Genomic DNA, 13,789 nt, shown 5'->3' with positions numbered 1-13,789 from the left:
GATCCTCAGATGAAGGCTTTGAGGCAGAACAGGCTGCGCTCCGCGCCCAGATCCTGGAAGTCGTACTCGACTGGGGCGCTCGACCGGCGGGCGATCTCGATCAGTCCGATGCTGCCGCCAAGGCTGCCCTCGTCCGGCGGCTGGCGCAGCTTCTCGCGGTAGACCTTCCTGAGCTCATCGCTCGACAGGGTGGCGATCTCGTCGAGCCGCTCGCGCAGCCGCGGCACCTCGGTCCTGCCGACCTCGTTGCCGCAGACCACGAAGAACCGCCCCTCCTCGGTGCCGACGGCGATCATGCCGGCGCTGACCCGGGCGGGGCCCGGCGGCTCGGCGGGCGCGACCTTGTCGGCCGAGTAGCGGATCACGTTCTGGGCCTGCTCGACGAAGATCGAGAAGACGCGCTTGGCGACCGCGGCGTCGGTCTCCTCGTGCCGCATGCGCAGCTTCAGCACTTCCCCGAGCGAGAACAGGATGTTCTCCGAGAGATCTCCGCCGAACGACAGGATCACGCCGCTGCGCTTCGACGCCTCGTGGAAGGATCGGAAATCGCTCGCGCGCAAGGAAGCCTCTCGACCGCTTCATCGCGGCAACACACCGCGTGTGTAGGGCCGACATTAATGCGGAAATAATCAAAGATTTCTTACCGGTACTGATCGCTTTCTGAGCAACATTGCCTGTATTGCGAGCAGTGCCGCAAGCTTTACGCTGGATCCTGTCGCGGACCGCGCGGCATCGCGCGCGAGGGTCCGGGCCGCCGGCTTCAGGCGGCCGCGCCCTGGCGGGCGCCCGCGTCCCACTCGGTGCCCCAGTCCTGCACGACGTGGCCGGGCGCGACCTCCCGGTAGAGGCGCTCCGGCGGCACGTAGTCGGGGGTCCGGATCGGGCTGCGGATCTCGTCGTCCGGCAGCGCGTGCCGCTCGCCCCGCCGGGCCGGATCCGGCACGGGCACCGCGGCGAGCAGCTTCTTCGTGTAGGGGTGCCGCGGATCGCCGAAGATCGCGGCCCGGGGGCCGATCTCCACGATCTCGCCGAGATACATCACCGCCACCCGGTGGCTGACCCGCTCGACCACCGCCATGTCGTGCGAGATGAACAGGTAGGCGAGGCCGAACTCCGCCTGCAGGTCGAGCATCAGGTTCACGACCTGCGCCTTCACCGAGACGTCGAGCGCCGAGACCGCCTCGTCGGCGACGATCAGGCGGGGGTTCAGGGCGAGCGCGCGGGCGATGCAGATGCGCTGGCGCTGGCCGCCGGAGAACTCGTGCGGGAAGCGCGCGGCGGTCTCGGGCGGAAGCCCGACCCGGGCGAGCAGGTCCTCCGCCCGCCGCCGGGCCTCGCGGGGCGCGGCGAGGCGGTTGATCAGCAGCGGCTCCGCCACCGCCGCACCGACGCTCAGGCGCGGGTCGAGGCTGGCGAACGGGTCCTGGAAGATCATCTGCATGCGCTGGCGGCGGCCGCGGAGGGTGCCGGCATCGAGGCCCGTGATGTCCTCGCCGTCGAGCAGGACCGAGCCCGAGAGCGGCTCGACGAGGCGCAGGATCGAGCGCCCGGTGGTGGACTTGCCGCAGCCGGATTCGCCGACGAGCGCCAGGGTCTCGCCGGCCGCGAGGCTGAACGAGACCCGCTCCACCGCGTGGACGCGGCCGGTCACGCGGCCGAGCAGTCCGGAGCGGATGTCGAACCGGGTGGTCAGGTCGCGCACCTCCAGAACCGGGCGCTCGGCGGCCCTGACGGTGTCGGGGGTCTCGGGCGTCGGCGCCGCCAGGCCGGTCGCCCGGTCGACAACCGGGAAGCGCATCGGGCGCGCCCGGCCCGCCATGGTCCCGAGGCGCGGGACCGCGGCCAGCAGCGCCCGCGTATAAGGCTCGGTGGGTTCGGAAAAAATCCGCGCGGTCGGGCCGGCCTCCACGGCGCGGCCCCGGTACATCACCACGGTGCGGTCGGCGATCTCGGCGACCACGCCCATGTCGTGGGTGATGAACAGGACCGACATGCCCTCCTCGTCCTGCAGGCTCTTGATGAGGTCGAGGATCTGGGCCTGGATCGTGACGTCGAGCGCCGTGGTCGGCTCGTCGGCGATGAGGAGCTTCGGCCGGCAGGCGAGCGCCATGGCGATCATCACCCGCTGGCGCATGCCGCCGGAGAAGCGGTGCGGGTACTCGTGCAGGCGCGACCGGGCGGCCGGGATCCGGACCTTGTCGAGGAGCCGGAGCGCCTCCGCCTCGGCGGCGGACCGCGACAGGCCCCGGTGCCGGATCAGCGCCTCGGCGATCTGGAAGCCGATGGTCAGGACCGGGTTCAGGGAGGTCATCGGCTCCTGGAAGATCATGGCGATGGAATCGCCGCGCACCCGCCGCATCTCGGCCTCGGGGGCGGCGAGCAGCTCGCGGCCCTCGAAGCGCACGCGCCCGCCGATACGGCTCGCGTCCCGCGGCAGGAGGCGCAGGATCGAGAGGGCGCTGACGCTCTTGCCGGAGCCGGATTCGCCGACGAGGGCCACGGTCTCGCGCGGGCCCACGTCGAACGAGACGCCGTGCACGACCTCGCGCCAGCGCCCGTCCGAGCGGAAGGAGACGGTGAGGTCTGAGACCGAGAGGATCGGGTCCACTGGATCCGTCATCGCTAGAGAACCCGTCGCGGGTCGAGGGCGTCGCGCAGGCCGTCGCCGATGAAGTTGATCGACAGCACCGTCAGGAAGATCGCGCCCCCTGGGAACAGCGCCCAGTGCGGGGCGACGTCGAGATGGTCCTTGGCGTCGAACAGGAGCCGCCCCCAGGTCGGGATGTCGGGCGGGAAGCCGAGCCCCAGGAAGGACAGGGTCGATTCCGCGATAATCGCGGACGAGACCTCGATCGAGGCCGCCACGATCACCGGACCGAGTGCGTTCGGCAGGATGTGGCGGCGCACGAGGTGCCCGGTGGTCGCGCCCTGCGAGCGGGCCGCCTCCACGAACTCCTTCTCGCGCAAGCTCAGGAACTGCGCCCGCACGAGCCGGGCGACCGGCATCCAGCGCAGACCGCCGATCACCGCGACGATCATCAGGAACACGCCGCCCTGGCTGCCGAACACGGCCTTCAGGCTGTCGCGGAACAGGTAGATCACGAGGAGCAGCAGCGGCAGCTGCGGCAGCGACAGGAACAGGTCGGTCAGCCACATCAGCACCGGGTCGAGGAACCGGCGCGACATGCCGGCGAGCGCGCCGACCAGCACCCCGATCAGGCTCGCCACCGCCATGGCGGCGAAGCCGACCGCGAGCGAGATCCGGCCGCCGTAGATCATCCGGGCGAGCAGGTCCTGGCCGAGATCGTCGGTGCCGAACGGGTGGTCCCAGGACGGGCCCTGGAGCTGGGCCGCGAAGTCGATGTCGTCGATGGCGACCGGCCAGAGCAGGCCGCCGAACACCACGCCGGCGACGAGGAGCGCCAGCACGCCGACGCTGGCGAGCGCCAGCCGGTGCCGCCGGAAGCGCCGCCACGTCTCCCGCCCCGGCGAGGCCGGCGCGCGGGCGACGGGCACCGCCTCATCGGAGGGCGATGCGAGGGTCGAGCCAGCCATAGAGCAGGTCCGCGACGAGATTGAACAGGATGACGAGGCCGGCGAACACGAAGGTCACCGCCATCACCACCGGCGTGTCGTTGGACAGCATCGCGTCGATCAGCAGCGAGCCGATGCCGGGGATCCGGAAGATCTGCTCGGTGACGATGGCGCCGCCGAACACCGCGGGGATCTGGAGGGCGACGAGCGTCACCACCGGGATCAGGGCGTTGCGGGCGATGTGCCGGCGGGTCACCGTGCCCTCGGTCAGGCCCTTGGCCCGGGCCGTGGTGACGTAGTCGAGCCGGGCGACGTCCAGCGCCGAGGCGCGCACGTAGCGTGTGTAGGAGGCGGCCTGGAAGAAGCCCAGCACCGCCACCGGCATGATCGCCTGCCGGACATTCGCCCAGACCCAGGGCAGGCCGGAGCCCGGCAGGTCGGCCTGGTAGACGAAGGGCAGCCAGCCGAGCTTGATCGAGAACAGCAGGATGAACAGCAGGCCGGTGAAGAAGGTCGGCAGCGAGAAGCCCACGAAGGCCAGCGTGTTGGCGACCTGGTCGGCGAGCGAGTAGGGCCGGCGGGCGGCGTAGAGGCCCACCGGCACGGCGATCAGCAGCGCCAGCACCTGGGAGGAGCCGACCACGAACAGGGTCGTCGGCAGCCGCTGCAGGATCAGCGTGTCGACGTTCACCCGGCTGGCGAAGGAGAAGCCCCAGTCGCCCTGCAGCATGGCGGTGAGCCAGTGCAGGTAGCGGGTGAGGATCGGGTCATCGAGGCCGAACTTGACGCGGAGCGCCGCCCGCACCTCCGGGGGCACGTTCGGGTTGCTGGCGAGCTCGCCGAACGGGTCGCCCGGCGCGAGCGCCAGGACGGTGAACAGGATCAGGCTGATGCCAAGCAGGCTCGGGATCGCGATCAGGAGCCGTCGCAGGATGTAGGCGCCCATAGCGCGGCGCTCCCGCTCAGGCCTCCCTGTACCAGTCGGGCAGGAACGACAGGTCGTTATCCCAGCCGCTGCGGGGCGCCGTCAGCGTCGCGCCCACCGCCGAGACCTCGGCGCGGTGGATCAGCGGCAGCACGTTCTCGGAGACCGCGAGGTCGTTGCAGGTGATCAGCAGCGCCGCGCGCTTGACCGGGTCGAGCTCGCTCTGGGCGGCGTTGTAGGCCTTGTCGTAGGCGTCGTTGCGCCAGCGCACGACGTTGCGGCCCTGCCACTTGTTGGCCTTCTGGGCCACCTCCCAGGAGGCGTACATGAGCAGCCAGATCGCCGGATCGGCCTGGGTCATGCTGTAGGCGTACATCTCCATGTCGGCGTAGAAATGCGTGCAGGTGTCGGGGTTGGCCGGGTCGGAGGAGAAGAACACCGAGCCGGTCACCGATTTCAGCTCGATCTCGATGCCGGCCTTGGCGGCCGCCTGCTTGATGATCGCCTGCGTCTTCTGGCGCGGGGCGTTGATCGAGGTCTGGAAGACCAGCTTGAGCTTCTTGCCGTCCTTGGCGCGGATGCCGTCCGAGCCCTTCTTCCAGCCGGCCTCGTCGAGGAGCGCGTTGGCCTTGGTCGGGTCGAAGGCGAAGCTCGTGTTCTTCGAGACGAAGCGCTCCGGGCCGTTGACCGTGTTGGCGGTGGGCTTGCCGGTGCGGCCGTAGATGTAGGTCTGGATCGACTTGCGGTCGACCAAGAGGTTCATCGCCTGGCACACCTTCGGGTCGGAGAAGGCGGGGTGCTTGGTGGTGATCGAGGCGCGCTCGCCGTCGACCTCGACGTTCGGGTCGGCGGCGTTGAGGAGCAGGAACTCGAGCTTGCCGCCGTAGACCACGTCGACCCGGCCCTTGCCGCCGGTCTCTAGGCGCTTCAGCACCTCGTCCTCGATCAGCATGTTCCAGGCGTAGTCGTACTCGCCGGTCTGGAGCACGGCGCGGGCGGCCGAGACCGCGTCGCCGCCGCCCTTCATCTCGACCGTGTCGAAATACGGCCGGTTCGGCAGGTGGTAGTCGGGGTTGCGCTCCCCGCGGACGATGTCGCCGGGCCGGAACTCCACGAACCGGTACGGGCCGGTGCCCACCGGGGCGAGGTTCTGCGGCGCGTCCCGGGACTTGGCGCCGCTGTAGGGTCCGAACAGGTGCTTCGGCAGCACCATCCCGACGATGCCCACGTAAGCGTCGCACCAGTAGGGCGTCGGCTTGTCGAACAGCACCCGGACGCTGAGGTCGTCGACCTTCTCGACCTTGCAATCCTTGTAGGAGCCGGCCGTCACCGCGGCGGTGGCGGGGTCGCGGGCGTATTCCCAGGTGAAGACGAGGTCGTCGGCGGTGAGCGGCTTGCCGTCGTGCCACTTGACCCCGGGCTTCAGCGTCCAGACCACCGAGCGGCCGTCGGCGGCGAGCGCCCCGTTCTCCTTCGACGGAATCGAGGCGGCGAGCACCGGCACGAGGTTGCCGTCCGCATCCCAGGCGGCGAGCGGCTCGTAGAAGATCCGCGAGGCGTCCTGGTCCTTGGTGCCGACGGCGAAATGCGGGTTGATCAGCGTCGGCGCCTGCCACCAGAGGAGCTTCAGCGCGCCGCCGCCGCCGGCCTTGGTCGGCTTGTAGCCGGCCCGGATATCGGCCGCCATCGCAACCCCGTTCCCGGCCAGCATCAGCCCGGCCATGGGCGCGGTGAGGCCCACAGCCACCATCCGCTGCACGAAAGCGCGCCGCGACAGGCGGCCGTCCTTCACCTGCCCGATGAGGCCGCGCAGATCCCGCTCGTCCATGTACGCTTTCCCGTTTACCGCCGTGACAGGCACAGCAACATTCCGGCAGCGGCCTTGGCAAGGGGCGGGCCAGTGACGGTTCAATCGGAACGTGTTGACGGACGCTTGGTTCGGGCAGCAGCATGGCCTGGGCGGTGCATGCGGTCAGGCAGCAGCGGGGCGCGCGCCGTATCCGTCCTTGCGAGCGGAGCGAAGCAATCCAGCAGCGCCACGCTTCCCGAGGGCGCGCAACCCTGGGTCGCTTCGCTGCGCTCGCGATGACGGCGCGGAGCCCGCTATGGTGGCGCGACCTCGACGCGCAGCTTTCCCGGAGTGGACTCGATGGACAACCGCAACGCCGTGTGGCGCCACGTCGACGCGCAGTCGGAACGGCTGATCGCCCTGTCCGAGCGGGTCTGGGGCATGCCGGAGGTCTGCTACACGGAAAGCCGCTCCTGCGCCGAGCACGTCGCCGAGCTGCGCCACCAGGGCTTCCGGGTCACCGAGGCGGTCGCCGGCATCCCCACCGCCGTGATGGGCGAGGCGGGAGACGGCGGGCCGGTCATCGCGTTCCTCGGCGAGTACGACGCCCTGCCGGGCCTGTCGCAGGAGGCCGGCGTCGCCGAGCACCGGCCGGTGGAGGCGGGCGGGCACGGCCACGGCTGCGGCCACAACCTCCTCGGCTCGGCGGCTCTGCTCGCCGCCACCGCGCTGAAGGACTGGCTCGCCGAGACCGGGACGCCCGGCCGCGTGCGCTACTACGGCTGCCCGGCGGAGGAAGGTGGCGCCGCCAAGGCCTTCATGGTCCGCGCCGGCGCCTTCGCGGACGCCGACATCGCGATCTCCTGGCATCCGGGCAGCTTCTGGGAGGTGGCACCGCCGGTCGCCCTCGCCAACACCCGGGCCGACTTCGACTTCACCGGCCGCACCGCCCACGCGGCGGCCGCGCCCCATCTCGGGCGCTCGGCGCTCGACGCCGTCGAGCTGATGAGCGTCGGCGTGAACTACATGCGCGAGCACATGCCGCCCGACGCGCGGGTCCACTACGCCTATCTCGACGCCGGCGGCATCGCCCCGAACGTCGTCCAGGCCGGCGCGACGGTGCGCTACTCGATCCGGGCCCGCGACCTGCCCGGCATGCTGGCGCTGGTCGAGCGGGTGAAGAAGATCGCGCAGGGCGCCGCCCTGATGACCGAGACCACCGTCGAGGTGCGGATCGTCAGCGCGGTGTCGAACCTGCTGGGCAACGATCCCCTGGAGCGGGCGCTGCACGGCGTCATGGAGGAGCTCGGGCCGCCGCATTTCGACGAGGCCGACCGGGACTTCGCCGGCAAGATCCGGGCGACGCTCACCGACGGCGACATCGACGCCGTGTTCCGCGCCGTGGGGATGCCGCGCACCGAAGCGCCGCTCGCCGACTTCCTCGTGCCCCTCGACGCGCCGCGCAACCCGGCGGTGGGGTCCACCGACGTCGGCGACGTCAGCTGGGTGGTGCCGACCGTCCAGGCCCACGCGCCCACGGTGGCCATCGGCACGCCGTTCCACACCTGGCAGGTGGTGGCGCAGGGCAAGACCCCCGCGGCCCACAAGGCGATGGTGCAGGTCGCCAAGGCGATGGCCGCCACCGGGGCCCGGGCGGTGACCGACGCGGCCCTGCGCGACGCCGCCAAGGCGGACCTCGCCCGCCGGGTCGGCGCGGCGGGCTACGTCTCGCCGCTGCCGCCGGAGGTCGAGCCGCCGCTCGGCATGTCGCTGGGGCGCTGACCGGGGCCCGTCTCAGAGCGTCCGGGCGCGGAGCGCCGTCACGACGATCTCGGCCAGGATGACGACGCCGAAGATCGCGGCGAGCACCACGGCGACCTGGTCCCAGTAGAGCAGGTTCAGGGCGGTATCGAGCGCGACGCCGATGCCGCCCGCGCCGACCAGCCCGAGCACGGCGGATTCGCGGATGTTGATGTCCCAGCGGAACAGCGCGATCGACCAGAAGGCCGGCTTCACCTGCGGCCAGTAGCCGAGGAGCAGCGTCGACATCCGGCCGGCGCCCGCGGCCTGCAGGGCCTCGATCGAGCCGCGATTGGCCTCCTCCAGCGCCTCGGCGAACAGCTTTCCGGTGAAGCCGACGGAGCGGAGCGCGATCGCCAGGGTCCCGGCCAGCGGCCCCGGGCCGAACACCGCCACGAACAGCAGCGCCCAGACCAGAGAGTTCACCGAGCGCGAGGTCACGAACACGAACTTGGCGAAGAGGTTCAGCGCGCGGTTGGGCGTGACGTTGCGGGCCGCCATCAGCCCGATCGGCACCGCGATCGCGATGGCGATCAGGGTGCCGAGCGTCGCGATGTGGAGCGTCTCCACCAGCGCCCGCAGGGTCGGCCCGACATAGCCGGCATCCATCGGCCACATCCGGCCGAACAGGTCGGCCAGCTGGTCGGGGGCGTCGTAGAGGAATTCCGGGATCACCTCGATGGTGCGCAGGCTCGCCACGAAGGCCGCCACCGCGCACAGCGTGAAGGCGAGCCGCGCCAGCCGCTTCCACAGGGGGAAGCGCTGCCAGCGGCGCGGGTCGGCGGACGCGGGCGCGAGGGCGACGCTCACTGGAACACCTTGCGGGCCCAGCCGGAGACGATCTCGGCCACCATGATCAGGGCGACGATGACGATCAGGATCGCCAGCACCACGTCGAAGTCGAAGCGCTGGTAGGCGGTGAACAGCGTCGCTCCGATGCCGCCGCCGCCGACGATGCCCACCATGGTCGAGTTCCGCAGGTTGGAATCGAGCTGGTAGGTGGCGAAGCCGATGAAGCGCGGCAGCACCTGCGGCTGCACGCCCATGATCAGGGTCGACAGGAAGCCGGCGCCGGTCGCCCGCACCGCCTCGACCTGCTTCAGGGAGATCTCCTCGATCGCCTCGGCGAACAGCTTGGCGATGAAGCCCACCGAGGCGACGATCAGCGCCATGACGCCGGCGAGCGCCCCGAACCCGATCGCCTTCACGAACAGGATCGCCACGATGATCGGGTGGAACGACCGGCAGAGCGCGATCAGGATGCGGGTCGGCCACGTCACCCAGGGCGGCATCAGGTTGCGGGCCGCCAGGAAGCCGATCGGCAGGGCGACCGCGATGCCGACCACCGTGGCGATCACGGCGATCTGCAGGCTCTCGAGGATCCCCGACTGGATCAGCTCCCAGCGGGAGAAGTTCGGCGGGAACATCCGGGCCAGGAACTGCTGCCCGTGGGCGAGGCCGCCGGCGAAGCGCTCGGGCGAGAAGCCGAGCTGGGTCGCCGCGTAGACCGCGTAGACGGCGAGAAGCGCCCAGCCCGCGCGGGCGGTCCAGTTGGGCCGGAACGCGACGCGGTCGGGGGAGGCGTCGGGGGAGGCGTCGGGGGAGGCCGGGCGGGCGGGCGCGCTCATTCGAGCCAATTCTCGCCGCCGTAGATGCCGCGCAGGTCGGCCTCGCTCAGCCGGTCCGGCGGCCCGTCATAGACCACGTGCCCGCCCGACATGCCGACGATCCGGGCGGCGAAGCGCTGGGCGAGCGCCACGTTGTGGATGTTGACCACCACCGGCACGCCGCGCTCGGCCGCGAGCCGGGACAGGATCTCCATGATCTCGACGGAACTCTTCGGGTCGAGGGACGAGGTTGGCTCGTCGGCGAGCACGATCTCGGGCTCCTGCATGATCGCCCGGGCGATGCCGACGCGCTGGCGCTGCCCGCCCGACAGGGCGTCGGCCCGGCGGGTGGCGAAGCCCGACAGGCCGACCGCGTCGAGGAGGTCGAAGGCGCGGGCGATGTCCGCCTCGGGGAAGCGCCGCAGCCACGCGCGCCAGGCCGGCACGTAGCCGAGGCGGCCGCAGAGCAGGTTCTCCATCACCGAGAGGCGCTCGACCAGATTGTACTCCTGGAACACCATCCCGATCCGGCGGCGCGCCCGGCGCAGAGCGGGGCCGGAGAGCCGGGCGAGGTCCTCGCCCCGGAACAGGATCTCCCCCGAGGTCGGCTGGACCAGCCGGTTGATGCAGCGGATCAGGGTGCTCTTGCCGGTACCGGACGGCCCGATGATCGCCGTGAGCCCGGTGCCCGGCACCACGAGGTCGATGCCCTTCAGGACCGGCTGGCCGGCCCGGTACGCCTTGGTCAGTCCCCGGATCACCAGGGCGCGGGGATCACCCTCGAGTCCGGCCGCCACCGCGCGCGCCGCGCTCCCCGCCGTCACGGCCTGCGTCACGGCCTGAGTCACGGCTTGGGCGCGCCCGCGGCCTTCTTGCGCGCCGCCTCGGCCTCGCGGGCGGCCTCGCGCTCGTAGGCGACCTTGTTGTACGGCGTGCCCGATTCCTCCGCGACCTTGCGGACGATCGCCCAGTCCTTGAGGTAGGTGATCGGCGCGAACCGGTCGTCGCCCTCGAAATCCTTCACCATGTCGGGCGGGAAGCGGAAATCGTAGAAGCACTGCTTCAGCTTCTCGGCGAGTTCCGGCTTGAGATCGTGGGCGTAGGCGAAACCCGAGGTCGGGAACTTCTCGCTCGTGTAGATCACCCGGTAATCGTCGCCCTTGATCGTCCCGCGGGCGACCATCCGGTAGAACACGTCGGAGGCCACCGGGGCGGCGTCGTAGTCGCCGGTGCCGACGCCCAGCGCCGACTTGTCGTGGCCGCCCGAGTAGATGAGCTTGTAGTCCTCGCCGGGCTTCAGCCCCTGCTCGGGGAACAGCGCCTTGGGCGCGAGGTTGCCGGAATTCGACGACGGCGCCGTGTGGGCCACGCGCTTGCCCTTGAGGTCGGCCAGCGTCTTGTACGGGCTGCTCGCCTTCACCACGACGATCAGGTTGTAGCCCTCGGCGCCCTTCTCGGTGCCCTTGGCGGCGAACGGGATCGCGCCGGCCATGTTCACCGCGAAGCCGAGGGGCCCGGTCGAGAAGCCCGCCACCGTGAGCCGGCCGGAGCGCATCGCCTCGATCTCGGCGGAGTTCGACTGGACCGGGTAGTAGACGACGCGCTTGCCCGTGCACTGGCTCAGGTAGGTCGTGAACGGCTTGAACGAGTTCTCGTAGACCGCGGGATCCTCCACCGGCGTGTAGGCGAAGACGATGACGCTCGGGTCGCGGGTCTTGGCCGGAACGTCGGCGACGAGATCCTTGTTGGCGTCGCAGTAGGCGTCGTCGAGCTGGCCGCGGTTGGGGCACTCGTCGGCCCTGAGGGGCGAGAGGGAACCGAAGCCGCAGAGCAGCGCCAGGGCTGCGCCGTATCGGGCGATCGTCACGCGCTATCCTCCCTGCGGGGCCGTGCCTCGGGCCGGCGCCGTCATGTCCCGCCCGGTCCGGGCCGAGCTTGAGCCGGCAAAGGTGTAGGCGCCGGCTGACGGGAGACGCAAGGCGCGACAGCGAGCGGACGTTGAGGGAAGCCGCGCGCTGACAGGGGCGTCGTGGCGGCCGTCCGGGCGGCCGTCCGGGCGGCGGCCGGCCTCAGGGCGCGAGCCGCGTGAACACGTAGTCGTGGTCCCGGACATTCGCGCTGTGGCAGGCGAAGCAGGTCTCGTGCTGGGCCGCGTCCGCGGGCTTGCCGTCGACGAAGCGCCCGAACCCCCAGCCGCCCGTCGCCGCGTAGCGCCGCGAATCCTTCACCATGACCTGAACCGTCGTGGCGCCGCCGGGCACGAAGGCCGGCGCGAACTCCGCGGACGGCACCCGCGTCCAGGCGCGCTTCACCAGCACCGTCCCGTCCGGGAACGGCAGGGTGCCCGACCGGTAGGCGTCCAGCGCCCGCGCGTTGCCGAACACGGCGCGCAACTCGTCGAGGGCCCCGGTCTCCTGCGCGACGCCGACGAGCTGCCAGTCGCGGTACCCGTCCGGGACGGTGACGCCGTAGATCGGCGAGGCCGCCGGGGCGGTCCCGGCATCCACGGCGCGCACCGCGGAGCCTCCCAAAATCAGGCCCGCAGCGAGCAGGGCCGGCAGCGCGACAGCCAGGAACCGCATGGCAACCTCCGTCATCGTCTCGGGATGATCGTGTGTTTGGGGATGATCCGGCCGCGCCGGCGCGGTCAGGCCGCGGCCGCGTCGATCACGGCCTGCGCGAAGGCGCGCGGGGCCTCCTGCGGGAGGTTGTGGCCGATCCCGCCGGTGATCAGCCGGTGCGCGTAGCGTTCGGTGAACTTGGCCGCGTAGCTGGCGGGGTCGGGATGCGGGGCGCCGTTCGCGTCGCCCTCCAGGGTGATGGTCGGCACGCCGATCGTGGGCGCCTGCGCGAGGCGGCTCTCCAGCGCGTCGTACCGGCGCTCGCCATCGGCGAGGCCCATCCGCCAGCGGTAATTGTGGATGACGATGCTGACGTGATCCGGGTTGTCGAGGGCCGGGGCGCTCCGCGCGAAGGTTGCGTCGTCGAAGCGCCAGCGCGGCGAGGCGGTCTGCCAGATCAGCTTGGCGAAGTCGGCACGGTAGGCCTCGTAGCCGGCCCGCCCCCGGCTGGTGGCGAAGTAGAACTGGTACCACCAGGACAGCTCGGCCCGCGGCGGCAGCGGCTTCTTGCCGGCCTCCTGGTTGCCGATCAGGTAGCCGCTGACCGCCACCAGCGCCCGGCACCGCTCCGGCCACAGCGCCGCGACGATGTCGGCCGTCCGCGCGCCCCAGTCGAAGCCGCCCAGGACGGCCTGAGGGATCTTCAGTGCGTCCATCAGGGCGATGACGTCCACCGCGAGTGCCGCCTGCTCGCCGTTCCGGACCGTTTCGGACGCCAGGAAACGGGTGGTGCCGTAGCCGCGCAGGTACGGCACGATCACCCGGTACCCGGCCGCCGTGAGGATCGGCACGACCTCCGCGAAGGCGTGGATGTCGTAGGGCCAGCCGTGCAGCAGGATGGCCGCCGGCCCGTCGGCGGGACCGGCCTCGACGTAGCCGACGTCGAGCACGCCGGCCTCGACCTGCTTCAGGACGCCCGGCATGGCGCCGGGGACCGGGGCGCCGGGGGCCGAGCCGCCCTGCGCCCGCGCGGTCCGGCCGAGGCCGAGCTCGGCGAGGGCGGCGGTGGCTACCGCGCTCTTCAGGAGGCGGCGGCGGCTCCAGGCGGATGTGTCGGGATCGGTCTCGCGGGCCATGGACGGCTCCCTCGTCGGAAAGTCTTCGATGGAGCGAAACCTATCCCGATGTTCGACACCGCGCTTTGAGAGGACCTTGAGGACACCTTCAGAGGCCCATGATTTATGCTCGCCCGGGCCCGTGCTAGGGCCTGTCGTCACCTGAACCATCTGGTGCGGCATGCGTTTTGTGCCTCCGGCCTGAGGAGGCACGATGCTGAGCGACGCGCAATGGGCTGTTCTGGAGCCGCTGGTCGAGGCTTGCCGGCCGAAGGCGAAGACACCGCCGCAGGACCTGCGGCGCACACTCTCAGCCATTCTGTGGCGCCATCAGAACGGTGCCAAATGGCGTGCAATCCCGCGCGAGCTGGGGCCGTGGTGGCGAGCCGCGCAGATCTTCATCCGGTGGTCGCGCGGTGGGGTGTGGGAACGTCTGCTCGGCCTCGTGCAGGAGCGCG

13 protein-coding genes are annotated in these 13,789 nt (G+C 71.1%); 2 read left to right on the top strand and 11 right to left on the bottom strand.

Features of this window, described 5'->3' with window-relative positions; translation table 11 throughout:
- Positions 1-5: 5 nt before the first annotated feature.
- The 5 genes from BMY19_RS09005 to BMY19_RS08985 all read right to left on the bottom strand — a co-directional run bounded on the left by BMY19_RS09005 (position 6) and on the right by BMY19_RS08985 (position 6,287).
- Positions 6-560, bottom strand: a complete 555-nt coding sequence (locus BMY19_RS09005; RefSeq protein WP_020091215.1) for a SiaB family protein kinase — start codon at positions 558-560, stop codon at positions 6-8.
- 200 nt (positions 561-760) lie between these two features.
- On the bottom strand, positions 761-2,620 hold the full coding sequence (locus BMY19_RS09000) for an ABC transporter ATP-binding protein (protein ID WP_100251489.1): 1,860 nt from the start codon (positions 2,618-2,620) through the stop codon (positions 761-763).
- Between the two features lie 2 nt (positions 2,621-2,622).
- Positions 2,623-3,555: an ABC transporter permease gene (locus tag BMY19_RS08995; RefSeq protein ID WP_012321500.1), complete on the bottom strand. Its 933-nt coding sequence runs from the start codon at positions 3,553-3,555 to the stop codon at positions 2,623-2,625.
- Positions 3,521-4,480, bottom strand: coding sequence for an ABC transporter permease (locus BMY19_RS08990; RefSeq protein WP_091927930.1), 960 nt, complete (start codon positions 4,478-4,480; stop codon positions 3,521-3,523). The genes BMY19_RS08995 and BMY19_RS08990 overlap by 35 nt, the downstream gene beginning before the upstream one ends.
- 16 nt (positions 4,481-4,496) lie before the next feature.
- Positions 4,497-6,287 carry a peptide ABC transporter substrate-binding protein gene (locus BMY19_RS08985; protein ID WP_100251488.1) on the bottom strand — a complete coding sequence of 597 codons (1,791 nt, stop codon included), beginning with the start codon at positions 6,285-6,287 and terminating at the stop codon, positions 4,497-4,499.
- A 321-nt stretch (positions 6,288-6,608) separates the two neighbouring features.
- On the opposite strand from BMY19_RS08985, the gene BMY19_RS08980 reads away from it, so the two are divergent.
- Positions 6,609-8,030, top strand: a complete 1,422-nt coding sequence (locus BMY19_RS08980; RefSeq protein WP_100251487.1) for a M20 family metallopeptidase — start codon at positions 6,609-6,611, stop codon at positions 8,028-8,030.
- Positions 8,031-8,042: 12 nt separating this feature from the next.
- Here the strand turns inward: BMY19_RS08980 and phnE (BMY19_RS08975) are convergent, their stop codons facing one another.
- The 6 genes from phnE (BMY19_RS08975) to BMY19_RS08950 form a co-directional block, all read right to left on the bottom strand.
- Entirely contained in the window at positions 8,043-8,858 is an 816-nt protein-coding gene (gene phnE / locus BMY19_RS08975) for a phosphonate ABC transporter, permease protein PhnE (protein WP_020091220.1), read from the bottom strand.
- Positions 8,855-9,676, bottom strand: coding sequence for a phosphonate ABC transporter, permease protein PhnE (phnE, locus tag BMY19_RS08970; RefSeq protein WP_100251486.1), 822 nt, complete (start codon positions 9,674-9,676; stop codon positions 8,855-8,857). Before phnE (BMY19_RS08970) ends, phnE (BMY19_RS08975) begins: the two co-directional genes overlap by 4 nt.
- The gene (gene phnC / locus BMY19_RS08965) at positions 9,673-10,503 is read right to left on the bottom strand and encodes a phosphonate ABC transporter ATP-binding protein (protein ID WP_244534869.1); all 831 of its coding nucleotides are present in this window, start codon (positions 10,501-10,503) and stop codon (positions 9,673-9,675) included. The genes phnE (BMY19_RS08970) and phnC overlap by 4 nt, the downstream gene beginning before the upstream one ends.
- On the bottom strand, positions 10,500-11,522 hold the full coding sequence (gene phnD, locus BMY19_RS08960; protein WP_056524895.1) for a phosphate/phosphite/phosphonate ABC transporter substrate-binding protein: 1,023 nt from the start codon (positions 11,520-11,522) through the stop codon (positions 10,500-10,502). The genes phnC and phnD overlap by 4 nt, the downstream gene beginning before the upstream one ends.
- Before the next feature lie 202 nt (positions 11,523-11,724).
- The gene (locus BMY19_RS08955) at positions 11,725-12,237 is read right to left on the bottom strand and encodes a cytochrome P460 family protein (RefSeq protein ID WP_100251616.1); all 513 of its coding nucleotides are present in this window, start codon (positions 12,235-12,237) and stop codon (positions 11,725-11,727) included.
- 65 nt (positions 12,238-12,302) lie between these two features.
- Positions 12,303-13,352: an alpha/beta fold hydrolase gene (locus BMY19_RS08950; RefSeq protein ID WP_100251485.1), complete on the bottom strand. Its 1,050-nt coding sequence runs from the start codon at positions 13,350-13,352 to the stop codon at positions 12,303-12,305.
- Positions 13,353-13,545: 193 nt separating this feature from the next.
- Between BMY19_RS08950 and BMY19_RS08945 the strand changes: the two genes are divergently transcribed.
- Positions 13,546-13,789 (top strand): transposase (locus tag BMY19_RS08945; protein WP_139215625.1); only part of this gene is annotated, 244 nt, incomplete at its 3' end.

The organism is Methylobacterium sp. UNC300MFChir4.1 (assembly GCF_900110155.1).
Taxonomy (GTDB): domain Bacteria; phylum Pseudomonadota; class Alphaproteobacteria; order Rhizobiales; family Beijerinckiaceae; genus Methylobacterium.
Note: the sequence above shows the minus strand (reverse complement) of the source record. Positions and strands in the feature narration are given on the sequence as shown.